We start from the raw sequence: 24,095 nt of genomic DNA, 5'->3' as shown, positions 1-24,095 counted from the left end.
TGCCGCCGCGGGCGGACCGGAACATCTGCCACCTGGCTGATATCCGCGACCCGCCTGGCTGACCGGGCCGTCGTACGAAAGGACGAATATCCACAGGTGGACGGTACGGACGAGGTCGATCGGCTGGAGAGGAACTAGGCTGCGGTGCTGTGCCCGGTGATGAATTGTCCTCCGAACCGTTCGAGCGTGCCGTCGCCTGCGTGATCCCGGCGAAGGACGAGGCCGAGCGGATCGCGGCGACCGTCGACGCGGTGCACAAGATCATCGGTGTCGACCTGGTCGTGGTCGTCGACGACGGCTCCAGCGACGGTACGGCGGAATCCGCCACGCGCGCCGGAGCCGTAGTGGTCCGGCACGAGCGCAACCGCGGGAAGGCCGCCGCGATGGAGACCGGCGCGGCCGCGGTCGCGGAGCGCGACGGAGCCCGGCCGCGGCACCTGCTGTTCCTCGACGCCGACCTCACCGACACGGCGACCGCGGCGGGCCCGCTGATCCAGCCCGTGCAGACCGGGCGCGCGGACATGACCATCGGGACGCTGCCGGCCCAGGTCCGCACCGACGGCTCGAAGGCCGGCGGTCACGGGTTCGTGGTGCGCCTCGCGCGGGCCGGGATCCAGGAGGCGACCGGCTGGGCGCCGGAGCAGCCGCTGTCCGGCCAGCGCTGTCTGACCCGGGCCGCGTTCGACTCCGCCGTACCGCTGGCCGCCGGGTTCGGGGTCGAGACCGCGCTGACGATCGACCTGGGGCGGAAGGGCTTCCGGATCGTCGAGGTGCCGATCGAGGTCCGGCACCGCGCGACCGGGACGGATCTGCGCGGCCAACTGCACCGCGCGAAGCAGTACCTGCACGTCCGTCGTGCGCTCGCCGCCCGCAGTGCGCTGCCCGCGGACGGTGGTGGGCCGTCGCTGCGCAGTCTGTTCCCGCGGAAGACCGCGCAATGAGCACTGCTGACGCGCCCGACGTCGAGCTCGGCCGGAAGTACGGTCGCCGCGCCGTCGCTCTCTACCTCGCGTGTACGGCGCTGATCGTCGCGGTCGGGCTGCTCGGTCCGTCCGTGGTCGTGCTGACGCTGACCGGTCGGCACTCGTGGCTCCCGTCGTACTGGTTCACCACCAAGCCGAACGACTGGCTCGTATCGGTGATGATCTACGTCGCGATCCTGCTCGGCGGGTACGGCGTCTATCTCGCCACCAAGGCCCTGAAACACGGCTGGGCCCCGCGCATCGACCGTTTGATTGCCCTGGGCATCGGTACGACGGCGGCCGTCACGTTGGTACCCCCGATGGCCTCGGGCGACGTCCTGATCTATGCGGCGTACGGGCGGATCATGTCGCTCGGCGGCGACCCGTACACGGCGTCGCCGGCGGACACCATCCGGCTCGGGTACGACCCGGTGATCGCCGCGACCGAGCGGCCGTGGCAGGGCGCGCGCAGCGTGTACGGGCCGATCGCGACGTGGATCCAGTGGCTCTCGTCGGTGATCGGTGGCAACTCCGCGCAGCTCACCGTCTGGATGCTGCAGCTGTCGGTCGCGATCAGCCTGGTCGTCACCGGGCTACTGCTGCTGAAGCTGGTCGGCAAGGACCTGCCGGCCCGTCGGCGAGTGATCATGCTCAGCCTGGCGAACCCGTTGCTGCTCTGGGCCGTTCTCGCGGGCGCGCACAACGACGCGATCGCGGTGATGTTCGCGGTGATCGCGCTGGTGCTGTTCCGGCGGCACGTGTTCCTGGCCGGGATCATGCTCGGCGTCGCGGGCTGCACGAAGCTGTCCATCGGCCTGGTCGGCGTCGCGATGCTGTGGGCGCTGCGGGCCGACCGCCGCAAGTGCATCTGGTTCTGCGGTGGTGGTGCGCTCGCGATGGGCGGGCTGTACGCGATCGTCGGTCTGCAGGCGTTCCAGCAGGCGCGGTCGCAGACGTCGTTCATCTCCACGGGCACGCCGCACAAGGTGCTGCTGAGCTTCTTCACGCTGTTCCTGCCGAACGGCCTGGTGCGGACCGTCCTGGCGATCCTCGCGTGGGTCGGGCTGATCGTGGTCGCGATCCTCCTCACCCAGGTGATGCCGAAGTCGTTGGTGCCCCAAACGCATCCCGACGACCCGACCCCGGCCGCGATCCGCTACACCGCGATCTACGCGATCGCCTGGGTCCTCACCGCGATGTACTCCCTGCCCTGGTACGACGTGATCGCCTGGGTCGCCCTCGCCGCGGTCGCCGCGTCCAAGGTCGACGGACTGATGGTCGTGCGTACGACGATGCTCGCGATCGCCTACGTCCCCGGCCGGGACCCGAACGCGCGACAGGTCGCGGCGAGCCTCTCGGACTCGCTGGAGTTCTTCAGCGCGCGCCTGCGGGACACGATCTGCCCGGCGATCGAGCTGGGCGTGCTGATCGCGTTGATCGTCTGGGCCCGCCGCAACGGCGCCCAGTGGTGGCCCTACGACTGGCCCCGGCGCAAACCGAAGCCAGTCCCACAGAAGGCCGCCGAGGCGCACTAGCTCCAGAGGGACTCGGCGGCGGCGATCGCGCGGGCCAGGACGAGTTTGACCGGTTGGCCGAGTTCGGTGGCGGCGGCGACCACGTCGTCGTACTCCGGTTGCACGTTGACCACCTGACCGTCGTACCTGGCGATCTTCACGCTGATCGAGGTGCCGTCGAGCTTGATCGTGGTGAACTCGCGGTCGGCGGCGTGCTTGCTGATCGGGTACTCGCGCAGGCCGATCGCGGTCGTCTCGGTGAGGATCACCCGACGTACCGCGGCCGCGTTCTTGCCCGTGACCAGGACCGACAGGGTGTGGGCCGGGCGGCCCTTCTTCATCAGGATCGGTGTCAGCCAGGCGTCGGCGGCACCGGCGGCCAGCAGCTTCGCGAGGATCTGCGGCCACAACCGCGGGTCGAGGTCGTCGACGTTCGTCTCGTAGACCAGCTCGGTCGCGGGGCGGTCGGTGGACTCGCCGACGATGACGCGGAGGATGTTCGGCACCTCCACCGGGTCCCGCCCGCCGGCGCCGACACCGGTCGTGCTGACGCGCATCGGCGGCATCATCCCGTACTCGTCAGCCAGCGTGGCGAGCAGCGCGGCCCCGGTCGGCGTGGTCATCTCGTACGGCGCCGTACCGCCGATCACCGGCGCTTCGGCCTCGGCCACCAGGTGCAGGACCGCGGGGCCGGGAATCGGGATGCCACCGTGCTGCCCGCGGACCTGCGTCCCACCGCCCAGCGCGATGGTCGACACCACGACCCGCTCCAGCCCGAGACTCACCGCGGCCGCCGCGACCCCGACGATGTCCGCGATCGCATCCAGCGCGCCGACCTCGTGGAAGTGCACCGTCTCCGGATCCACTCCGTGAGCAGCCGCCTCGGCCCGAGCCAATCGCCCGAACGTGTCGAGCGCGCGAGCCCGCACCGGCTCGTCCAGCGCCGCCTCCTCGAGCAACCGCCGAACCTCAGCCCAAGCCCGCGTCGGCCCCGAATGCGTGTGCTGCGAGGAAGACCCCTGCCCGTCGTGCCCGTGCCCGGCGCCTTCCGCGTCACTCGCGTGGCCGTGCCCGTGCCCGGCGTCCTGCTCGTCGCCCGCGTGGCCGTGCCCGTGCCCGTGACCTGCGGCGTCGTCGTGACCGTGACCATGCCCGGCGTCGGGGAAGTTCTCCGGGTGTGGCGTGCCGTTGACCTCGACCGATGCCTTGGTGGCGGCGATCTGGTGGCGGGCGGTTGGGGCGACTGCGACGGCGAGCGACGGGTCGACGGCGGCGACCGCCGCGTTCACGTAGGCGAGGTCGGCGCCGGCCGAGAGGAAGGCGCCGAGGAGCATGTCGCCGGAGGCGCCGGCGGAGCAGTCGAGCCACGCGGTGCGCATCAGGCGTCCTTCGTCTCGCGCGGCACCGAACGACGCGCCACCCGGGCCGCGAAGACCCCGGCACCGAACCCGTTGTCGATGTTCACGACCGAGACACCGGGCGCGCACGAGTTCAGCATCCCGAGCAGCGCGGCCAGCCCGCCGAACGAAGCGCCGTACCCGACCGAGGTCGGCACCGCGACCAGCGGTACGCCGACCAGCCCGCCGACGACGCTCGGGAGCGCGCCCTCCATCCCGGCGACCACGATCAGGCAGTCCGCCGCGTCCAGCCGCTCACGGACCCCGAGGATCCGGTGCAGCCCCGCGACGCCGACGTCCGTGATCATCTCGACCTCGGCCCCGAACACCCGGGCCGTCGTCGCCGCCTCGGCCGCCACCGGCGCATCCGACGTACCGGCCGCCACGACCGCGACCCGCCCGCGCAGGGAGCCCGGCTCGCCGAGGACCGCCGTACGCCCGACCGGGTCGACGACCGCCTCCGGAAGCGCCGCGGTCACCGCCTCCTGCGCCTCGTCGGTCAGCCGGGTCGCCAGTACGGCGTGATCCGGGTGCGTGGCGTGCAGTGTGCGGAGCAGTTCCACCACCTGAGACGGCGTCTTACCGGCGCCGTAGACGACTTCGGCGTCGCCGGTGCGCTCCAGCCGGTCGGTGTCGAGGCGGGCGTAGCCGAGGTCGTGGACGCCCGGTTGTGGACCCTGATCAGGCAAATGTGTCACGCCGCGAATCTACGTTGCCGCGGCCCGAGGTACCGCATCCGTCCCGTCGACCACACGCTGTGCAATCGCTTGAATACTCAGGTATAACACCACATGCCTTAGGCTCTCGTGCGTGTCTTCGACGTTAGCCGGTGCCTTCGGGGTCGCCGCCCTGTTCGTGGCGGTGCTTGCCCTGGTGTTCGCGATCCAGGCCCTCCGGGCCCGGACTGACACGTCGGACCAGGTCTCACCCGCCGCACTCCCGGATCCGGCCCCGCAGCCGGAGCAACCCGAGGCGAAACCCGGCACGGTGAAGTCCGAGCTGCGCAGACTCGGCAAGGAACTCGACGCCACCCGCGGCGAGCTGAAGGAAACGCTGCAGCACCTCGCCGTCGTCCGGTACGACGCGTTCGGCGACACCGGCGGCAAGCTCTCCTGGTCGATGGCGATCCTGGACAGCAACGGCGACGGCGTCGTCCTCACCTCCATCAACAGCCGCGCCGACGCCCGCACCTACGCGAAGGAAATCCGCTCCTTCACCAGCGAGTCCAAACTCTCCCCCGAAGAACAAGAAGCCATCGACACCCTCCACAAAGAGTCGGGCCCAACGGTCGACTGACCACCCCGCCCGGGCCTGCGCCGGAGGAAAAACGGCAGCTCGACAGGATGTGTGCTCGGGATCGGGCCTGATGCCTGCCGCCGTGAGCGTGGCGAGCGGGCGGGAAAGCCGACACCTCCTGTCGAGATGCCGATTGTTCAGCGGCGTTTGGGGACTCGGGCGGTGAGGGCGCCGGGTTCTATCTCGGAGACCAGGTAGCGGCCGGGGCCGATGGGGTCTCCGTCGAGTTGGCGTTGGACGTCGACGGCGGCGTGGATCTCGACCTTTCGGCCGGTGAAGCGTTCCAGGTACATGTCGGTGCGGTTGGTGCGGGTCATCAGGCGCCAGACGACGATCGGCCACTGGGTCACCCGGCGGGGCGCGATCACCACGACGTCCAGCAGGCCGTCGTCTGGGCGGGCATTCGGGAGCAGTGGGATGTTCGCCTGCAACATCCCGACGTTGCCGACCACGACGGTCCGGACCCGACGCTCGATCGGCTCCGCGTCGTCGATGGTGAGCTGGACCCGCACCGACGGGTGGTTGATGTTCTTCGCCGCCGACACCAGGTACGCCGTCCACCCGATCTGCTTCTTCAGGTGCGGCGGCGCGTCCGAGATGATCGCGGCGTCCAGCCCCAGCCCGGCCATCACCGCGAACCGGTCGGTGTCCAGCTCGTCGCCGTACACCCGGACCAGGTCGATCCGCCGGTCCCGCCCTTCCAGGATCCGCTCCAGCGCATCATCCAGGTCCAGAGGAATGTGCAGGTTCCGCGCGAGCAGGTTCCCCGTCCCGGCCGGAATCACGCCGACCGGGATCCCGGTGTGCGCGAGCGCCGAGCACACCACGCGGACCGTGCCGTCGCCGCCCGCGACCAGGACGAGATCCGATTCGTTCTCGATCGCCTGCTTCGCCATCGCGTTACCGGCGTCGTCCTCGCGGGTCTCGAGCCAGAGCGGATCGTCGTACCCGCGGACCGCGAGCGCCCGGGTCACCTTGCGGCGGAACGCGACCCCGTCGCCGACCTTGATCGGGTTCACGATCACCGCGGCCCGCGGCGGAGCCGTCGTACCGTCGCCGTCGGACGGGGTACGGCGGCGGCGCCGGCGCAGGCCCGCACGCAGCCCGAACCCGATCGAGGTCGCGGTCAGGATCGCCAGCCCGAGCGCCCAGCCGCCGAGCACGTCCGACACGTAGTGCACGTTCAGCGCGATCCGGTCCGCGGACGCGATCCAGACCACCAGGAGCACCGGCAGCAGCACCAGCAGCCGGAACCGCCGCCGCCAGCCCCGCACCGACGGCAGCACGACCCCCAGCGCGCCTGCCATCACGAACGCGGCCGTCGCGTGACCCGAGACATACGAGAAGCCACTGGTCTCGACCAGCATCCCCGCCGGCCGATCGCGCTCGAAGATCGCCTTGACCACCTGGACCAGCACCAGCTCCGCGACCGCCGAGGTGAGCAGCCAGAACGTCAGCAACCGGGCCCGGCGCTGCCACAGGTACGCCGCCACGATCACGATCACCGCCCGCGACGTCCAGGGCAGGACGACGGCCCCGACGACCTGCCAGAAGTCGACGACGCTCTCGTGCGCGGTGCCGTACGACGCGGCGCGGGCGGCGACCGACTGGTCCCAGCGGGCCAGCGGTGACCAGTGCTCGAAGACCAGCAGGGTGATCACGGTGAACGGCAGCGCACCCAGAACGACCGTGAGCGCACGGCCGACCGGACTGGGTGGGTGGTGGTTCATCGCCCGCTCAGATCCCCCTCGACGATCGGCTGTTCACACCACATCATCCCGAATAGACTTCGCCGCCGCAGACACGCCCCGATACCCTCGTCGTGTGATTGACGCGAAACTGCTCCGTGAGAACCCCGACGTCGTCCGGGCTGCCCTGACCAAGCGCGGCGAAAGTACGGACCTGGTCGACCAGATCCTGGTGGCCGACGGGGAGCGTCGATCGTCCATCTCCGCCTTCGAGGCGCTCCGGGCCGAGCAGAAGACGCTCGGCAAGCAGGTCGCCCAGGCCAAGGGGGACGACCGGACCGCGCTGCTCGAGCGCACCAAGACGCTGGCTGCCGAGGTGAAGGCCAACGAGGCCGCCGCGAACGCGGCCGGGAACCGCTTCGACGAGCTGGCCCGCGCGCTGCCGAACCTGGTCTCCGACGAGGCCCCGGTCGGCGGCGAGGACGACTTCGTCGTGGTCGAGGAGGTTGGCAAGCCGCGCGACTTCGCCGCCGAAGGCTTCGAGCCCCGCGACCACCTCGCGCTTGGTGAGCTGCTCGGCGCGATCGACATGGAGCGCGGCGCGAAGATCTCGGGCTCGCGGTTCTACTTCCTCAAGGGCGTCGGCATGCTGCTCCAGCTCGGCATGCTGCAGCTGGCCGTCCAGCAGGCGGTCGAGAACGGCTTCACCCCGATGATCACCCCGACCCTGGTCAAGCCCGAGGTGATGGGCGGCACCGGCTACCTGTCGGCGCACGACGACGTCTACCGCCTCGAGGACCCCGAGCTCTACCTGACGGGTACGTCGGAGGTCGCGCTGGCCGGCTACCACATGGACGAGATCATCGACCTGTCCAACGGTCCGGTCCGGTACGCCGGGTGGTCGTCGTGCTACCGCAAGGAAGCCGGGTCGCACGGGAAGGACACCCGCGGGATCATCCGCGTCCACCAGTTCGACAAGGTCGAGATGTTCTCCTACTGCAGCCTCGAGGACGCGCCCGCCGAGCACCTGCGGCTGCTGGCCTGGGAGAAGGAGATGCTCGACAAGATGGAGCTGAGCTACCGGGTGATCGATACCGCCACGGGCGATCTCGGCATCTCGGCGTACCGGAAGTTCGACTGCGAGGCGTGGGTGCCGACGCAGGGCCGGTACCGGGAGCTGACCTCGACGTCGAACTGCACGGACTTCCAGGCCCGCCGGCTGAACATCCGGCACAAGGACGCCGACGGCAAGACGCAGGCGGTCGCGACCCTGAACGGGACGCTGGCGACCACCCGCTGGCTCGTCGCGATCCTGGAGACGCACCAACTGGCCGACGGCTCGGTCCGCGTGCCGACCGCGCTGCGGCCGTACGTCGGTGGCCGCGAGGTTCTCGAGCCGGTCGCCAAATGACGGCACTGATGCCACGACTCCGTCGTGGCGGGTCATGGGGCTGTAACTCCCGGCCTTCCCTCGTCGCTCCAGTCGCTACGCTCCCTCCGCTCCTCAGTCCAGGCCGGGAGGCCCCATGACCACAGGACCACGGCCGACGGCCGTTGCCCTGGACATCGATGGCACGCTGATCGATCACGACGAGAGATTGTCGCCTGCGGTCGTCGACGCGGTCCGGCGGGCCGCCGCGCAGGTGCCGGTCATCCTGGCCACCGGCCGGGCCTGGTCGACCACCCGGCCGGTGGCCGAGCGGCTCGGTCTGCCGGCCGGCGGTTTGGTTGTCTGCAGCAACGGCGCGCGCACGCTCCGCTACCCGGATGGCGAGGTCGTCGACGAGCGGACGTTCGACCCGTCGACGGTGATCGAATCGGTCCGCAAGTACGCCCCGAACGCCCGGATGGCGGTCGAGGAGTACGACGGCAGCTATCTGGTCACGGCACCGTTCCCGGACGGCGACCTCGGCCGGGACGCGCGGATCCGGGTGGTCGGCGACGAGGAGCTCGCGCCGCAACCCGTGACCCGGTTGATCATCCGCGACCCGGAGCAGTCCGAGAGCGATTTCGTCCACCTGGCGGAACGCCTGGGCCTGCACGGGGTCAGCTATTTCGTCGGCTGGACGGCGTGGCTCGACATCGCGCCCGAGGGCGTGGACAAGTCGACGGGCCTGAAGGTCGCGCTCGCGCAGTACGACCTGGACCCGTCCGGCCTGCTGGCGATCGGTGACGGACGCAACGACATCGAGATGCTCACGTACGCCGGTATCGGGGTCGCGATGGGATCGTCACCCGACGAGGTGAAGGCGGCCGCCGACGAGGTGACGAAGCCGGTCCAGGACGACGGTGCGGCCGCGATCCTCAACCGTTGGTTCTGATCGGGTCACCGCCCGACAACTTGCTGTCAGCAACAGAAAAGCCCAGGACCCCTGCAATTGCAGGGGTCCTGGGCTTTGGTCCCGATAGTCCGCTGGCGGGCCGAGTATCGGGTCAGGCGACGCGGGTACTACCGGTCCGGCGCGGCTGGGCGTGCTGGTGGTCGACCACGGTGTCGAACGCGTCCAGTACGGCGCCGACCTCGGGCCGCGGACGCGGCGTCTTGGCGGCCGGGCTCTGACCGCGGCGAGCACGGCGCAGGTGCCGCTTCACCGTGGACAGGGAGCATCCCAGTCGCATGGCCAGCGACTCCAGGCTGTCGTTCGGGTACTGCGTGCGCAGCCGCAGGACTTCTTCGTGGCTCACCGGCCGGCGCGTCCCCCGCGCGCCGGCAAGCTGGTCGAAGTCGTCCGCCTGCACCTCGACATCGAGCAGGTTGCGGATCGAACGCCGTTGCACCGCGGTGGTTCCGGCGACGAAGCCGCTCACGTCGTGTTCGGCGACGGCGCTGTACAGGCAGTCGGTGAACAGCGGGCACGAGGCGCACAACGTCTTGGCCTCGCGGGTCAGCTGTTCGTACCGCTCCCTGGTACGACGGGTCGCGGACGCGGGCGGCGGCTCTTCCATCAGGCGGTGCTGAAAGATGTCCGAGCGGGCGATGCAGCCGGTCATTGCCCCCTCCCTGCTGGAAGATGTGTCGACAGCCGCTCGGGAGCTATTGCCCCCCGGCCCCGCTAGATTGGCGCTGTTGACGGTCATCAAGGCTCCCCAAGTATCAAGACCTGAATGAATGAACAGTGAACGTCGTTCGTTCGCACAGATCCGCTAGCTGATGGACCTGCGAACTGTTGCCGGCCCACCGTTGTCGTCCCGGGCGCGGGACGCACCGATCCATAACTCTTGACGTCGCTGCCGAGGGTTTGGTTGCAGCCAATCCCACAACAGTTCTTCGACGTTTGTGTGTGCTTGTGCAGGTGGGGCGGATTCAGTCGCGCTGATCCAGAACACGCATACGACGCGGCCGAACAGCCCCCGGTTCCCCGCCAGACCTCCGCATGAAATCACGCACGCGCTGGGCGGCGCAGGGGAACTTGCTGCCTTTGCAGCATCCTGCCGTAACGGTCTGATGACGTTGTCAAAAGCTCAACGAGAAAAGTCAAAACCCGCTGAAACCGGTGTCGAACGGGTTGCGTCCAGGCCGTTGGGAGGAGTAATGCGGGACCGCCCACGACGAGGATACGGTGGCCTTGTGACGGCTTCGCAGTACCCCCGCCTGATTGCCACCGATCTCGACGGAACCCTCGTGCGTAGTGATGGAACCGTGTCCGACCGGACCTTGACCGCGGTGCGTTCGGCACAACGCGCGGGAAGTGTTTTCGTGATGGTCACCGCTCGTCCACCTCGCTGGCTGCACGACCTCACGGACCTGGTCGGCGAGCACGGTGTCGCGATTGTTGCCAACGGCGCCATTCTGTACGACGTCCCGCGCCGTAAGGCGATTCGGACCCGATTGATCGAACCCGCGGTCGCCCTCGAGGTCGCGCAGGCGATCCGCGCGGCGATCCCGGACGTGCAGTTCGCCATCGAGCGACCGGATCGCTACGGACAGGAACCGGTCTACCTGAACCGCTGGCCGAAACCTGACGACACGTTGATCGCAGCGGTCGAAGAACTGCTCGCGGAGCCGGCCGCGAAGCTGCTTGTCCGGCATCCGAGCCTGCACGCGGACGAGCTGCTCGCGCTGGTCTCACCGTTGGTCGGCCAACGAGTTACGGCCAGTCACAGTGGCGGGCACGGTCTGGTGGAGATCTCCGCGTCCGGAGTTTCGAAGGCCGCGATGCTGGCCGAATTCGCTGCGTCACAGGGGATCTCGGCATCTGAGACGATCGCCTTCGGTGACTCGGTCAACGATCTGCCGATGCTCGCCTGGGCCGGAACGTCGTACGGAATGGCGAACGCGCACCCCGATGTCCTCGCGGTGGTGGACAGAACGGCCCCGGCAAACGACGAGGACGGCGTCGCCGCCGTCCTCGAGGAGTTGTTCCAGCCTGTGAAATAAGGCGTTACAGATACATCCCGCCGCTGCCGGGGCCATCGGTCGTTCCGGCCTGTGGTGCACCGGGGAAGCCCGGGTGCTCGTCACCGGGGAGCTGCTGGCCGCCGGGCAGTGCGCGGCGCATCTGCTCCAGCTGCTGGCGCGCGGCCATCTGCTGCGCGAACAACGCGGTCTGGATGCCGTGGAACAGGCCTTCCAGCCAACCCACCAGCTGTGCCTGCGCGATCCGCAGCTCGGACTCGGTCGGCGTGCTGTCGTCGGTGAAGTCCAGGCTGAGGCGCTCCAGCTCCTCGACCAGCTCCGGCGCCAGGCCGCTCTCCAGCTCCTTGATCGACGCCTCGTGGATCGAGCGCAGCCGCGCCCGGGAGGCTTCGTCGAGAGGCGCCGACTTCACCTCTTCGAGCAGCTGCCGGATCATGTTCGCGACCCGCATCACCTTGGCCGGCTGCTCGACCAGCTCGGTGACCGAACGGGGTTCGTCGTCGTGCTCGTCGTGGTCGCCCTCGGAGCGCGGCGGTCCCTCGACGGCCATGCCGTCCGGCCCGACGATCAGCACCTTGCCGTCTTCGGTCCGCGCCCCGGCCATCGGTGTTCCCTGGCCCTCGCTGCTGCTCTCGGTCATCTCCCTATCGTAGGTCGAGCTCAACTGGTGCGGGCGCGGTGCCTCCGGACGGCATCGCGGTTGGCGCAGGCGGGGCTGCAGTACCGCTGACGGCCGGTGCGCGAGAGGTCGGCGTACACGTTGTCGCAGCCCTCGGCGGCGCAGCGTCCGAGCCTGCTGATGCCACGGCCGGCCAGGTGTAGCGCCGTACCGGTGCTGATCAGGGTCGCGACGAGGCGGCCGACCGGGACGTGGTCCGGCCGGTAGTGCATGTGCCAGCCGTCGCCCGCGTGGTTGGTGAGCCGCGGATGCTCGGTGTACTTCGCCAGCATCGCGTTCACCAGATCGACGCGGGTCTGCTCGTCCGTCGCGTCCACGACCGCGAGCCACTCGTCGAGCGCGACGCGGACCGCGGCCAGATCCGCGGCGGTGACATCCCGGTCGCGCACCAGGCGGTTCTCGACGCCGCTCTCCTCGCAGCGGTCCGCCAGCTCGGCCGGCGTGCTCGCGGGCCGGGTGGCCAGGTTCACCGCGAGCAGCACGGCATCGGCACCGTAAGGGTTGAGATGCATAATGCCATTACATCACGATGGATCCATGACAGATGCTCACCGGCACCGCTGGAGCGTGGTCTCCACCCATCAGGTCAGCGAAGGCCTGGTCGTGTACCAGCGGTGCGCCTGCGGCCGGTGGAGAGTCGCAAGCACACCGCCGTACCCCGTTGCCTATCCGGAGCTGGCCTTAGTCGATACGGCTGACCATCGGCAGGCGTGAGCGGGTGAGCAACCAGGCGAGCAGACCGGCGAACAGCGGTACGACGATCGCGATGCCGCCGATCTCCGCCCAAGGGACCGTGAAGTGCGGCGACCCGAAGGCGGCGTGGGCCGTGTAGCCGTACAGCGCGCCGACCCCCACGCCCAGCACGCAGCCCAGCTGACCGAGCACCCACGCCTGCGCGGCGGCCAGCGACCTCCGGCGCCGCGGTGGCGCACCGATCGCGGCGAGCGTCGCGAGATCGGCCCGTCCCTCGGCCGCCGACAGTGACACCGAGATCGCCACCCCGAGCAGCGTGACGACCGTCGCGGCCGCGAGGATCCCGATCAGGAACAGCCGCGCCGGACTCTGGTAGCCCTTCTCCACGCGCAGTTGCTCGTCGGAGCCGAGCATGCGGGCGACCGCGGCGAGCTCGTCCTTCGAGGGGTCCCTGGTCAGCTCGAAGTGCACCTCGGCGACCCGGATCGTGCCCAGTTTGCGGGCCGCGTCCTGGCTGATCAACGCCGTCTCCCGAAGGAACTGGACCTTCGGCGGTTGGCCCAGCGAGACCGCGTCCAGGTTCCGCAGGTAGTCCTGGCTGTCATCGTTGTGCATGGCAACTTTTTGCCCGGGCGTGAGGGCGACGTCCGGGAGCACCACCTGCCCGGTCCGGAGCGCGGCCGCCGCCTTCTCGCCGTACTCGCCGAAACGGGCGACGAACGCCGGATCGACCGCCTGCAGGATGAATCCGTTCATGCCTTCGGAGTTCTCCGGCGAGGCGACCGACAGTACCGGCGTGTAGCCGTACTGGTTGGGCTTGGCGTTCGGCAGCAGTACGTCGCCGAGCTCGTACCGGTGCCGGACCGGCAGCAGGCCAGTCAGCTGCGACACCACCTCCGGCGTGTACGAGACCGCGCCCGCGACGTCCTGGCCGAAGTGCAGTACGGCGTCACCGTGCCGACCGGCCGCGGTGTACTCCGCAGCGTCGGCCGCGATCGAGTTGGCTGCGGCGAACGAGACCGCGGCGGTACCGGCCACGGCCATCATGATCGCCGCGGTCGCGGGTCCCGTGCGGTGCCGGTGCCTTGCGGCGTCACGCATCGCCATCCGGCCGCTCAACGGCAGCACCCGGGCCAAGCCGGCGGTCTTGGCCACGAGACTCGGGAGCATCCAGACGAGCGCGGCGATCGTCGCCGTGATCCCGAGCAGCACCAGCGCGATCGCACCGGTCGGCGTCACGCTGGCCTGCTCACCCAATTGGCTCGACTGCCGAGCGTCCTTCAGCGCGACGCCGATCAGCGTGCTGCCGAGGAAGACGCAGAACAGTCCGGCGATCAGCAGTACGACGGTGGCGATTCGGATCCGCGCTGCCTTCGCGGTCACCGTGAACCGGCCCGCGAGCGCGGCCAGCGGCGCCTGCCGTCCCGCGCTGATCGCCGGTACGACGGCGGCGGCGAGCCCGGCGCCGAGCCCGAGAACCGCGATCCCGATGACTGTCCCCCACGGGACCTGCCACGCGGTGAAGATCGTGTCCGTCATCCGCTCCCACAACGGCTTCGCGCTGAACACCGCGATACTCGCGACGAGCAGACCGCCGGCCACTCCGACCAGTCCGGCGAACAGGCCTTGCATCGTGACGATCCGCCGTACGTCGCGCGGCGTACCGCCGGCGGCCATCACCAGGCCGAGCTCCCGGGTCTGACGCCGGGCGCCGACCGCGAACGCCGTACCGGCGAGCAGGACGATCTCGAGGACGCCGAAGCCGATCACCAGGGCCATCGCGGCGTACGCCCCGACTGCGCTGGGCTGGGTCAACGGGTCCGGCGGCGGGTCGACGATGGTTGCGCGGGGCAAGAGATAGAGACCCTGGTCGATCAGCTGCGCGCCGAGCTGGTCCGCGTCGACCGAGTCCGGCAGGTCGACGAGGTACTGGACCGTGCTTGCCGGATCGGTTTCGTGCAGCGTCGTGTCCGGTGTGGCGAAGACGGTCCGCGTGCTCTGCGTGGTGAGCATCCGGGCGATGCCGACGACGGTGTAGCTCTTCCCGCTGTCGCTCACCAGCGTGCCGTTCGGCCCGCTCAGTCCGACCTTGTCGGCGAGCGATGGTGAGATCGCGACCTCGTTCGCCGTTGCCGGGAGACGGCCCTTGTCGAGCTTGACGGTGCCTTCCGTCAACGGGTTCGAGCCGTCGCCGGTGACCAGGGTGACCGACGTCTTTCCGTCCTGACCGCGGACCTCGATCGGACCCGACTCGGCGAACTGACGAGCGAGCTTGGCGCCCGGCGGGAGCAGCGGTCGTGGATCGAACGTGGCCGGCGTCCGGACGGCCTTGTCCTCCCCGTCGGCCGGCGACGGTTCGCCGTACGTGATCTGACCGCCCTGCGGCATCTGGAGCTTGCCGTACTTCGTGACGTCCAGCTGCGCGTCCGCGCGGCCGATGGTGTTGTTGGCGAGCGTTTCGCCCTCAGGACTCTGGGTCTTGAGGATGATGCCCATCCAGGTCGCCGCCAGCACCGGCAGGCCGATCAGCGCCGCCACCAACAGCGTCCGGCCGAGCGACCTCCGCGTCGTACGGCGGGCGATACGCAGCGGCGGACCCCACTGGCCCATCAGCGGCTCTCCTGGAGCAGCGCATCGGCCTCGGACAACGGTCCGGACTGGCCGACCAGGACGCCGTCACGCAGGTAGACGACGCGGTCCGCCCATGCGGCATGCCGTGCGTCATGGGTGACGAGGACGCCGCCGATGCCATGCTGATCGCAGCGGTCCCGGAGCAGTCGGAGTACGGCCTCGCCGGTGTCGGAGTCCAGCGCGCCGGTCGGCTCGTCGGCGAGCAGCAGGCGGCGTTCACCGACGATTGCGCGCGCGATCGCGACTCGTTGCCGTTGGCCACCGGACATGTCGTCGGGGAACCGGTCGGCGAGGTCGTCGATCCCGACCTCCTGCAAAGCGGCGACGGCGGACTTGCGCGCCGCGCGGCTGCGGGTGCCGTCCAGCTCGAGTGGGAGCGCGACGTTCTCGGCCGCGGTCAGGGCGGGGATCAGGTTGAAGTCCTGGAAGACGTAGCCGATCCGGCGGCGCCGGAGTGCGGCGACCGCGTTCCGGCTGAGCGTCGTCAGGTCGTTGCCATCGACAAGTACTTCGCCGCTGGTCGGCCGGTCGAGACCGCCGGCGCAGGTGAGCAACGTCGACTTGCCCGATCCGGATGGGCCCATCACCGCGACCAGTTCACCGGGGGCGACCGCCAGGTCCACGCCGCGCAGCGCCTGTACGGCCTGTTCGCCCTGACCGTGCGTCCGGGTCAGCTTGCGGATGTCCAGGATCACGACCGCGCCTCCTGCTCATCCGGTACGTCGTACTTCTGCGGCACCGCCCGGGGCTTGCCGCGGTGGCGTAACAGCATCGACTCGCAGTGGTCGAGCCAGCGGATCTCGGCCTCGGCGCCGAAGATCATCGACTCGATGACCAGCTGCCAGGAGATCTCGCCGTCGGTGCTGTTGCGCTTCAGCCGGGTCAGTTCCTGCAGCGACTGCATGGTCGACATCCGCTGCCGCTGAACCACCGCGCTGACATCCACGCCGGGGACGGCGAGCGCCAGCGCGAGCTTGATCGCGAGCTCGTCCCGCGGCCGCGACTCGCGGGTCACCGGGGTCTCGAACCACTTCGCGAGCTCGGTCCGCCCGGCGTCGGTGATCTCGTACATCGACCGGCCGTCGCCCTCGGTGGACGCGGCCCGGACCAGTCCGTCGCGCTCGAGGCGCGTCAGCGTCGTGTAGACCTGCCCGATGTTCAGCGGCCAGGTGGCCCCGGTGGCGGCTTCGAACTCACCGCGGAGCTGGTAGCCGTACTTCGGTTCGTCTTGGAGCAGCGCCAGCAAACCATGCTTGATCGACATGAATACTGAGTATGCATACCCAGTATGCCAGCGTCAATCCTCACGGGTGAGCCGGCGGACCAGACGGGCGGTCGCCGCGTCGACGTCGTACGGGCGTCCGGTGCCGGGGGTGAGCTGGTCGAGGACGAGGCCGTCGATCGCGAAGTGCAGCAGCCGGATCTCCTCGGCGCCGCCGGGCAGGCCGGCGTGCGCGTTGTACGCGATGTCGGCGTCGAAGCCCTGCCGGAGGGTGCGCGACAGGATCTCGTGCAGGCCCGGGCGCCGGGCCGCTTCGAGGCGGAGCTCGAACAGGGCGAGCGAGAGTTCGGGGCGGCCGAGGAGGCGTTCGACGATGTAGCGCACGTAGTCGGTCATCAGGTCGACACCGGGTTCGCGCGCGACGAGTGGCTCGAGAACCGCCTCGTCCGGGGCGAGACGCTCGAAGATCCGCTCGCCGAGGGCGCCGAGCAGGGCGTCGCGGGTCTTGAAGTAGTTGGACGCCGTACCGGCCGGGAGTCCGGCGGCGGCGTCGACCGCGCGGTGGGTGAGGCCGCGGGCGCCGGCCTCCGCGAGCACGGTGAGACCGGCGTCGGCCAGCTGGGTACGGCGTTCCGGATTCCGGGGCATGTTGACAGGATAGCAGGCTTCCACTACAAATGTCGTACACAACAACGACAGTTGTAGTAGTCAGGAGAGCGTATGCAACCCGCAGTATTCGGCGCGACCGTGGTCACCGACCGGCCATCGGACGTCGCCGCGTTCTACACGCAATACCTCGACCTGCAGGTCGGGATCGATCTCGGCTGGTTCATCACGCTGCGCCGCGGCACGGCGGACTGGGAGCTCGCGGTCTGCGAGCGCGGCCATCCGACCGTTCCGGCGGCCGTGTCGGCGCTGACCGAGAGCTCGAACGTCTTCGGCTTCATCGTCGAGGACGTCGACAAGGTCGCCACCGCTCTGCGCGAGGGTGGCGTGCAACTGGAGAACGAACCGGTGACCGAGGTGTTCGGCCAGCGGCACTTCTTCGTCCGCGACCCGGCCGGCACCTGGATCGACGTGATCCAGCTCGTCGAACCCGACCCGGAATGGGTCGCGGCGAACCTGCCCACGGCGCCATGAGTCGTGGGTGCGGATCTCCAGCACTCACCAAGTCCGCCTGAGCGGTGCGTCCGCGGGTCGGCTGAGCGCGAGCCGCGGCCCGTGCGGCGGGTTGGTGAGTGTTGGGGGTCCGCCTCAGGTCGTGAGCAGGACTTTGCCGAGGTGGGTGGACTGCTCGACCGCCTCGTGCGCCATGGCCACGTCGGCCAGCGGGAACGTGGCGTGCACGACCGGGCGGACCTTCTTCTCCGCGATCAGCGGCCAGACGTGGCCGACGACCTCGGCCAGGATCCGGCCCTTGTCCTCGACCGAGCGGTACCGCAGGCCGGTGGCGATCACCGAGCCGCGCCGGCTCAGCAACCGGCCGAGATCGAGCTCGCCCTTCGCGCCGCCCTGCATCCCGATCACCACGAGCCGCCCGTCGAACGCGAGCGACTTCACGTTGTCGGTCAGGTACTTCGCGCCGATGATGTCGAGAATCACGTCGGCGCCCGCGCCATGGGTGGCCTCGTTGACCACCGACGGCCACTCGGCTTCCTTGTAGTTGATCGCGACGTCCGCGCCGAGCCGGGTGCAGAACTCCATCTTCTCGGCGCTGCCGACCGTCGTCAGCACCCGCGCGCCGTGGGCGACACCGAGCTGGATCGCCATCGTGCCGATCCCCGACGAGCCGCCGTGCACGAGCAAGGTCTCGCCGTCCTTGAGGTGCGCGGCCATGAACACGTTCGACCAAACGGTCGCCACCACCTCGGGCAGCGCGGCCGCGCTGACCAGGTCGACACCGTCCGGGACGGGCATCACCTGCGGTGCCGGTACGACGACCTTCTCGGCGTACCCACCACCGGCGAGCAGCGCGCAGCACTCGTCACCGACCGACCAACCCTCGACCTCGGCGCCGACCGCCGCGATCCGGCCGGACACCTCGAGCCCGATCGTGCCGGGCGCACCCGGCGGCGGTGGATAGAAGCCCTGGCGTTGCATCAGGTCGGCCCGATTCACGCCCGCGGCAACGACGTCGATCACGACCTCGTCGACGGCTGGTTGCGGGTCCGGGATCTCGCCGATCCCGAGAACGTCGATTCCGCCGGCTCCATCACACACGACAGCTCGCATGCTGCCCAACCTACCCTCAGCTCTCGACGAGCCGGACCATGTCCTGCGCGATCGAGTCGAGGTAAGTGGTCTCGCCTATCGACTGGAACCAGTCCCATAGTTCGAGCGAGTGGGAGAGCCGGTAGATGTCCATCCGGTCCGCCGGTACGGCGCCGTACCCGTCGGTGAGGCCCGCGAGTTTGCCGGCGTCGTCGTGGGCCGAGTACTGGATGGTCTTGGCGAGATCGATCAGCGGGTCGGCGGCGATCGCGTTCTCCACGTCGATGAAACCGGTGACGCGCCAGGTGCCGGTGTCGACGAGGATGTTGCCCTCGTGGAAGTCGTTGTGACACAGCACGGCCGTGGTGTTGTCCGCGAACAGGTGCGCGTGGTCGCGGACGTGCGTGGTGAGCTTGGCGTGCAGCTTCGCGTCACCACCGAGCTGCTCGAACTCCGCGAGCTTCTTGGCGAACTGACGCCGCATGTACTGGTCGTTGTCCGGCAGCGGGTCGAGGATCTGATCCGTCAGATAGCCGTACGTCGGTTGCGCGATGCGGTGGACGCGCTGCAGGAGCTCGCCGAGTTGGGTGTACATCGCTCGCCAGTCGGGCGGTTCGACCTCGGACAGCGGCGCACCGTCGAGCTTGGTGAGGATCGTGACACCGTCGCCGACGTGCACGACCCGGGGGATCGAGTCGCCGAGCTCGGGTTCGAGCATTCGGTAGACGTGCACTTCCTTGGCCTGTTTCCAGCGCCACTCGGGTGCGTAGACCTTGACGATGAGTGCGTCGCCGGAGGTGCGGACCTCGTACACGGTGCTGAGCTGGCCGCCGGTGCGTTCCAGCACCTCGACGACCTCGAGTCCGGCGACGTCGGACACCAGTTGGGCGACATCCATGGGTCGAACCTATGAGCGGCGTCCAGCGGTTTTCGTCTTCAGTTGTCGAGGTCGGACCAGGTGTCGACGTCGTCGCCGGCTCTGGTTGGTGGGGTCCAGGCGAGATCCAGCCCGGCGAGCGTCCGGCGTACCGACTTGTCCCGGGGGTCGCCCACCTGCCGGATCGCTTGCGCCAGGGCGGTGCGGCGGTAGGCCGTGGCGAGCTGCTGCTCCTGCCCGCCCGTGTCGCGCAGACCGAAACCGTCGTGCTCCCCGAGACCCTCCACCAGCGCCGTCACATCGTCACCAGTGATCCACGGCAGATCACAGCTCACCACGACAACCACCGGAGCCGTGCCCCGCGCCAACCCAGCCGCCAGCCCCGCTACCGGACCACCGGAGGGCGGATCCTCAACGGTCCAGTCCACCGAGCGGTACGTCGTACGCACCGGTCCGACCACCACTGTCGACGCCGCGGCGGCTGTCGCGGTCAGCACCCGGTCCAGCAACGAGACGCCGTCCAGCACGAGCATCGCCTTGTCCACACCACCGAACCGAGTGGACCCACCGCCCGCCAGCACCACCGCGTCGAAGTCCACGCTCGCAGTCTGCCAGCAATCGTCCTCTCAGTTCTCAGGCTGCGTGCGCCGCGTGGGGTTCAAGAGGTGGGGCACCATGGAGAGATGAGGATCGCCGTGGTGCAGACCGCCAGTAGTTACGACAAGGGCGCGAACCGGGACCTGGTCAGCCGCCTGGTCGCGGACGCGGCCCAGGGGCGGCCGGAGCTGGTCGTCCTGCCGGAAGCGATGATGTCGGACTTCGCGGTCGAAGGAGACTCGGTGGCCGAGGCCGCCGAGCCGCTGGACGGTGAGTTCGTCGAGACGCTGCGGAAGGCCGCGGTCGAGCACGGGGTGGCGATCGTCGCCGGCATGTTCGAACGCAGCTGTGACCAGCATCGTCCGTACAACACGCTGCTGGCCGTCGGCGCGGACGGCGCCCTGCTCGGGGCGTACCGGAAGATCCACCTGTACGACGCCTTCGGTTACAAGGAGTCCGACCAGCTGACGCCGGGAGACGTAGCGCCGGTAGTAGTGCAGGTCGGTGGCCACTCACTCGGTCTGATGACCTGCTACGACCTGCGCTTCCCGGAGCTGTCCCGCGCGCTCGTCGACGCCGGTGCCGAAGTGCTCGTCGTCCCGGCCGCCTGGGTCCGTGGACCGCTCAAGGAGCACCACTGGACCACGCTGCTCACCGCCCGCGCCGTCGAGAACACCTGCTACGTCGCGGCGGCCGCCCAGAACGGGAAGAAGTACTGCGGTCTCAGCCAGGTCGTGGACCCACAGGGCGTCGCGCTGGCGTCCGTAGGCGAGTCGGACGGACATGCGTTCGCTGAGGTCACCGCCGAGCGCCTGGCCGACGTACGCAAGCGCAACCCGTCACTGCAGAACCGCAGGTACTCCGTCACTCCACGGTGACCAGTGCGCGGACCGAGTGGTCCCAAAATCTCGCGGACCCGTTAGCCTCCTGGGCGTGGTGGATGGGTTTGATCTGGAGCATCACGGCGATCTCGAGGTCGGCGCTGGACTGGTCGACCTCGCTGTCAACGTGCGCGCGGGGACGCCGCCGGCCTGGCTGGTCGACGCGATCACCGCGAGCCTGACCGACTTGGCGGCGTACCCACGGCAGGACGCGGCGGTCGCGGCTGTCGCTGGGCGGCACGGTGTCGCGCCGGACCGGGTGCTGCTCACCGCGGGTGCGGCGGAGGCGTTCGTGCTGATCGCGCGGGCGTTCCGGCCGCGGCATCCGGTGGTGGTTCATCCACAGTTCACCGAACCCGAGGCCGCGCTGCGGTCGGCCGGGCACTTGGTCGACCGGGTCATCCTGCGCCCCGAGGACGGGTTCACGCTGGACCCTTCCGCCGTACCGGCTGATGCGGATCTTGTTGTCATCGGCAACCCGACCAACCCGACGTCGGTCCTGCACCGGGCCGACGACCTGCGGGAACTCGCGCGGCCGGACCGGATCCTGGTCGTCGACGAGGCGTTCATGGACGCCGTACCGGGGGAGCCCGAATCGCTCGCCGGGGCTTCGATCCCGGGGCTCGTGGTGGTTCGCAGCCTGACCAAGACCTGGGGACTCGCGGGACTTCGCGTCGGCTATGTGCTCGCGGGTGCGAGCTTGATCGAACAGCTCGCCGCGGTTCAACCGCACTGGCCGGTGTCCACTCCTGCGCTCGCGGCAGCAATTGCCTGCAGCAACGAGCGCGCCGTGACGGAGGCGGCTCAGGTGGCGTTGGACATCGACCGGCAACGTGACCATTTGCTTGACAGGCTGAGTACGGCGGGTGGACTTTCGACGTACGGCGTGGCGCGTGCACCGTTCGTACTTGTGCATGTCCCGGGTGCCGTGGAAGTTCGGGAATCCCTGCGTGTACAGGGATTTGCGGTTCGGCGTGGGGACACGTTCCCGGGGCTCGGGCCGGACTGGTTGCGGATCGCCGTGCGGCCCGAAGAGGTCACGGACGGGTTCGTGAAGGTGCTGTCCGACGTCCTGCGCTGAGTGGAGTTCTGCCGCTCAATCGAGTTGGCGCTGTAACGCGCGAGGGGTTTAGCTGAGGACGACTTTGCGCACAAGATGACCAGGTGCCCGTCTGCATTTGTCCCGGGCAACTTTCTGGCCATTCGTAAAGGAGCAGCGTCATGGGTCTCAGCGACGACGACATGAACACCTCGTCCGAAGGCGGCTTCGGGAACTCGGGCGGAGGCGGCTACTCGAGCGAAGGCAACGAGGGTTCGTCCGGCGGCGGGTACGGCTCTTCTTCTGAGGGTGGTTCCGGCGGCGGCGCGGGTGGCGGCGAAGGTCCGGCTGACGGTGGTGCGTCGCAGGGCTCGCAGGACGGCGGCGCTGACGGTGGTGCAGGCGGTGGCGGCTACGGCGGCGGCAACGGTGGCGGGGATGGCGGTTATGGCGGCGGCGACGGTGGCAACGGTGGTGGTGGCAACGGCGGCGGTTATGGCGGTGGCGGGGACGGCGGTGGCGGCGAGGGCCCGGCTGACGGTGGCGCGTCGCAGGGGTCGCAGGACGGCGGCGCCGACGGTGGTGCTGACGGCGGGTCCGGCGGCAACTACTCGGGTGGCTCCGGCGGTGACTCCGGTGGCGGCTTCGGCGATGATGGTGGGTCTGGTGGGTCTGGCGGCGGGAACTCGGGCGGCTCGGACAGTGGTGCCGATGGTGGCGCGGACCGTGGCGCCGGCGGGAACTCCGGAAGCTGGTGAGTGCCGTGCCGGAGGCCGGGCCCTTTCCCCAGAACTCGCAACCGCCGGCTGACGGCCGCGAGTCGCTGCGGAACGAACGCCCGGCACTCCGGCGCTGTGTAGCGGGAGACCTGGACGAGTTCGCCAACTTCCATTGGGGTTCGCGGGCGATGCTGTCCCACGCCCCCGACCTGCCCGCACCGTACGACGACCTGTTCAGCCTCGCGGCTGTGGACGAACTGCTGTCTCGCCGTGGACTGCGCACACCGTTCCTGCGGATCGCCAAGAACGGTTCGGTCGTCGGCGACAGTCAGTTCACCGGTCCAGCTGGTGCCGGTGCGGAGGTCGCGGACCAGGTGCGCGACGACAAGGTCGCCGCGTTGTTCGCGAGCGGACACACCGTCGTACTGCAGGCACTGCATCGCACGTGGCCTGCGCTCGTTGACTTCTCCACCCAGCTGGCGGCTGACGCGGGTCACCCGGTGCAGATCAACGCGTACATCACGCCCGCCGAGTCACAGGGCTTCTCGGCGCATTACGACGTACACGATGTGTTTGTGCTGCAGGTAGCGGGCGAGAAGCATTGGACTGTGCATGAGCCGGTGCATCTCGATCCGCTGCGCAATCAGCCGTGGACAGATCACTCCCAGGCCGTCGCGGCGGCGGCACGGGACCAGGCGCCGGTGATCGACGAGGTGCTGAGGCCGGGCGACGCGCTGTATGTGCCGCGCGGGTTCCTGCACTCCGCGAAGGCGCTGGGCGGCGTCAGCGCACACCTGACGATCGGACTGCACACTCTCACACGCTATCTCCTAGTCCAGGAGCTGGCCGCGCTGGCTGCAGACCAAGCGTCGCTGCGCACTGCTCTGCCGCTCGGTTTCGTCCTCGGCGACCCGGAACAACTGGCCGAGCTGCTGCCCGAGGTGGTCCAGCTCTTCACACAGGAGCTGCAGTCGGCGACGCCGGAAGAGCTGGCTGCTCGCCTCCGCCGCCGTACCTGGTCCAGCAACCGCCCAGCTCCGCTCCCTCCGCTGGCTCACGCTGCGTCGATCGCTTCGCTGGCGGTCGGTACGACGGTCCGGCTGCGCGCCGGTCTGCGCTGTCGAGTCGTTCCAGGCGACCCGGTCGTCCTGCAACTCCCGGACCGGACCATCACGTTCCCGCCCGTCACGGCAGCCGCAGTCGCCGAACTCGCCTCCGGCGCCGACTGCAAGGTCGGCAACCTCTCAGGCCTGGACGACGCCGACCAACTGGTCCTGGTACGCCGTCTGCTCACCGAAGCCGTGGTCGTCGCAACCGCACAGTGAGAGCGTC

General features: G+C 69.4%; 23 protein-coding genes and 1 pseudogene. 11 read left to right on the top strand and 13 right to left on the bottom strand.

What is annotated here, in order from left to right; genetic code table 11:
- Positions 1-149: 149 nt before the first annotated feature.
- Together AC0662_RS21485 and AC0662_RS21480 are read left to right on the top strand one after the other, a co-directional pair.
- The gene (locus AC0662_RS21485; RefSeq protein WP_452199068.1) at positions 150-941 is read left to right on the top strand and encodes a glycosyltransferase family 2 protein; all 792 of its coding nucleotides are present in this window, start codon (positions 150-152) and stop codon (positions 939-941) included.
- On the top strand, positions 938-2,497 hold the full coding sequence (locus AC0662_RS21480; protein WP_452199066.1) for an MptA/MptB family glycosyltransferase: 1,560 nt from the start codon (positions 938-940) through the stop codon (positions 2,495-2,497). Before AC0662_RS21485 ends, AC0662_RS21480 begins: the two co-directional genes overlap by 4 nt.
- On the opposite strand, the gene larC is transcribed toward AC0662_RS21480, so the two are convergent.
- Together larC and larB are read right to left on the bottom strand one after the other, a co-directional pair.
- Positions 2,494-3,855 (bottom strand): nickel pincer cofactor biosynthesis protein LarC, encoded by a 1,362-nt coding sequence (larC, locus tag AC0662_RS21475; RefSeq protein ID WP_452199064.1) that lies wholly within the window; start codon positions 3,853-3,855, stop codon positions 2,494-2,496. The two genes, AC0662_RS21480 and larC, sit on opposite strands and share 4 nt — an antisense overlap.
- On the bottom strand, positions 3,855-4,571 hold the full coding sequence (larB, locus tag AC0662_RS21470) for a nickel pincer cofactor biosynthesis protein LarB (protein ID WP_452199062.1): 717 nt from the start codon (positions 4,569-4,571) through the stop codon (positions 3,855-3,857). Before larB ends, larC begins: the two co-directional genes overlap by 1 nt.
- 112 nt (positions 4,572-4,683) lie before the next feature.
- Between larB and AC0662_RS21465 the strand changes: the two genes are divergently transcribed.
- Positions 4,684-5,169 carry a DUF4446 family protein gene (locus AC0662_RS21465; RefSeq protein WP_452199060.1) on the top strand — a complete coding sequence of 162 codons (486 nt, stop codon included), beginning with the start codon at positions 4,684-4,686 and terminating at the stop codon, positions 5,167-5,169.
- A 137-nt stretch (positions 5,170-5,306) separates the two neighbouring features.
- Here AC0662_RS21465 and AC0662_RS21460 read toward each other — a convergent pair whose 3' ends face one another.
- Entirely contained in the window at positions 5,307-6,899 is a 1,593-nt protein-coding gene (locus AC0662_RS21460; RefSeq protein ID WP_478302685.1) for a bifunctional phosphatase PAP2/diacylglycerol kinase family protein, read from the bottom strand.
- 94 nt (positions 6,900-6,993) lie between these two features.
- Here AC0662_RS21460 and serS point away from each other — a divergent pair, with 94 nt between their 5' ends.
- Together serS and AC0662_RS21450 are read left to right on the top strand one after the other, a co-directional pair.
- Positions 6,994-8,268 (top strand): serine--tRNA ligase, encoded by a 1,275-nt coding sequence (serS, locus tag AC0662_RS21455; RefSeq protein WP_478302683.1) that lies wholly within the window; start codon positions 6,994-6,996, stop codon positions 8,266-8,268.
- Between the two features lie 115 nt (positions 8,269-8,383).
- A complete protein-coding gene (locus tag AC0662_RS21450; RefSeq protein WP_478302681.1) occupies positions 8,384-9,178 on the top strand; it encodes an HAD family hydrolase in 795 nt (264 codons plus the stop codon).
- A 112-nt stretch (positions 9,179-9,290) separates the two neighbouring features.
- Here the strand turns inward: AC0662_RS21450 and AC0662_RS21445 are convergent, their stop codons facing one another.
- Positions 9,291-9,848 carry a WhiB family transcriptional regulator gene (locus AC0662_RS21445; protein WP_452197370.1) on the bottom strand — a complete coding sequence of 186 codons (558 nt, stop codon included), beginning with the start codon at positions 9,846-9,848 and terminating at the stop codon, positions 9,291-9,293.
- A 577-nt stretch (positions 9,849-10,425) separates the two neighbouring features.
- Here AC0662_RS21445 and AC0662_RS21440 point away from each other — a divergent pair.
- A complete protein-coding gene (locus tag AC0662_RS21440) occupies positions 10,426-11,235 on the top strand; it encodes an HAD family hydrolase (protein WP_452197371.1) in 810 nt (269 codons plus the stop codon).
- A 4-nt stretch (positions 11,236-11,239) separates the two neighbouring features.
- Here AC0662_RS21440 and AC0662_RS21435 read toward each other — a convergent pair whose 3' ends face one another.
- The 6 genes from AC0662_RS21435 to AC0662_RS21410 all read right to left on the bottom strand — a co-directional run bounded on the left by AC0662_RS21435 (position 11,240) and on the right by AC0662_RS21410 (position 17,087).
- The gene (locus AC0662_RS21435) at positions 11,240-11,854 is read right to left on the bottom strand and encodes a bacterial proteasome activator family protein (protein WP_478302679.1); all 615 of its coding nucleotides are present in this window, start codon (positions 11,852-11,854) and stop codon (positions 11,240-11,242) included.
- Positions 11,855-11,874: 20 nt separating this feature from the next.
- Entirely contained in the window at positions 11,875-12,405 is a 531-nt protein-coding gene (locus AC0662_RS21430; protein ID WP_452197375.1) for a CGNR zinc finger domain-containing protein, read from the bottom strand.
- A 169-nt stretch (positions 12,406-12,574) separates the two neighbouring features.
- Positions 12,575-15,196 carry an FtsX-like permease family protein gene (locus tag AC0662_RS21425; protein ID WP_478302677.1) on the bottom strand — a complete coding sequence of 874 codons (2,622 nt, stop codon included), beginning with the start codon at positions 15,194-15,196 and terminating at the stop codon, positions 12,575-12,577.
- A complete protein-coding gene (locus AC0662_RS21420) occupies positions 15,196-15,912 on the bottom strand; it encodes an ABC transporter ATP-binding protein (RefSeq protein WP_452197379.1) in 717 nt (238 codons plus the stop codon). Before AC0662_RS21420 ends, AC0662_RS21425 begins: the two co-directional genes overlap by 1 nt.
- The gene (locus tag AC0662_RS21415; RefSeq protein WP_452197380.1) at positions 15,909-16,481 is read right to left on the bottom strand and encodes a helix-turn-helix transcriptional regulator; all 573 of its coding nucleotides are present in this window, start codon (positions 16,479-16,481) and stop codon (positions 15,909-15,911) included. The genes AC0662_RS21420 and AC0662_RS21415 overlap by 4 nt, the downstream gene beginning before the upstream one ends.
- Before the next feature lie 33 nt (positions 16,482-16,514).
- Positions 16,515-17,087 (bottom strand): TetR/AcrR family transcriptional regulator, encoded by a 573-nt coding sequence (locus AC0662_RS21410; RefSeq protein WP_478302675.1) that lies wholly within the window; start codon positions 17,085-17,087, stop codon positions 16,515-16,517.
- A 72-nt stretch (positions 17,088-17,159) separates the two neighbouring features.
- Here AC0662_RS21410 and AC0662_RS21405 point away from each other — a divergent pair, with 72 nt between their 5' ends.
- Positions 17,160-17,579: a VOC family protein gene (locus AC0662_RS21405; RefSeq protein ID WP_452197384.1), complete on the top strand. Its 420-nt coding sequence runs from the start codon at positions 17,160-17,162 to the stop codon at positions 17,577-17,579.
- A 114-nt stretch (positions 17,580-17,693) separates the two neighbouring features.
- On the opposite strand, the gene AC0662_RS21400 is transcribed toward AC0662_RS21405, so the two are convergent.
- The 3 genes from AC0662_RS21400 to mobA are packed head-to-tail and all read right to left on the bottom strand — an operon-like array spanning position 17,694 to position 20,126.
- A complete protein-coding gene (locus tag AC0662_RS21400) occupies positions 17,694-18,671 on the bottom strand; it encodes an NAD(P)H-quinone oxidoreductase (protein WP_478302673.1) in 978 nt (325 codons plus the stop codon).
- Between the two features lie 16 nt (positions 18,672-18,687).
- On the bottom strand, positions 18,688-19,548 hold the full coding sequence (locus tag AC0662_RS21395) for a phosphotransferase family protein (RefSeq protein ID WP_478302671.1): 861 nt from the start codon (positions 19,546-19,548) through the stop codon (positions 18,688-18,690).
- Between the two features lie 38 nt (positions 19,549-19,586).
- Positions 19,587-20,126, bottom strand: a complete 540-nt coding sequence (gene mobA, locus AC0662_RS21390; protein WP_478302669.1) for a molybdenum cofactor guanylyltransferase — start codon at positions 20,124-20,126, stop codon at positions 19,587-19,589.
- Between the two features lie 84 nt (positions 20,127-20,210).
- Between mobA and AC0662_RS21385 the strand changes: the two genes are divergently transcribed.
- From AC0662_RS21385 to AC0662_RS21370, 4 genes and pseudogenes are all read left to right on the top strand, one after another.
- Positions 20,211-21,002: a carbon-nitrogen hydrolase family protein gene (locus AC0662_RS21385; protein ID WP_452197393.1), complete on the top strand. Its 792-nt coding sequence runs from the start codon at positions 20,211-20,213 to the stop codon at positions 21,000-21,002.
- 70 nt (positions 21,003-21,072) lie between these two features.
- A pseudogene (gene cobC, locus AC0662_RS21380) lies at positions 21,073-22,086 on the top strand (Rv2231c family pyridoxal phosphate-dependent protein CobC); the annotation flags it as partial.
- A gap of 140 nt (positions 22,087-22,226) precedes the next feature.
- The gene (locus AC0662_RS21375; RefSeq protein ID WP_478302667.1) at positions 22,227-22,802 is read left to right on the top strand and encodes a hypothetical protein; all 576 of its coding nucleotides are present in this window, start codon (positions 22,227-22,229) and stop codon (positions 22,800-22,802) included.
- On the top strand, positions 22,799-24,088 hold the full coding sequence (locus AC0662_RS21370) for a cupin domain-containing protein (protein WP_478302665.1): 1,290 nt from the start codon (positions 22,799-22,801) through the stop codon (positions 24,086-24,088). The genes AC0662_RS21375 and AC0662_RS21370 overlap by 4 nt, the downstream gene beginning before the upstream one ends.
- Positions 24,089-24,095: the final 7 nt, after the last annotated feature.

This window comes from Kribbella sp. NPDC043289 (assembly GCF_056436705.1).
The sequence above is the reverse complement of the archived record's forward strand: the minus strand, read 5'-3'. Positions and strand labels throughout refer to the sequence as shown.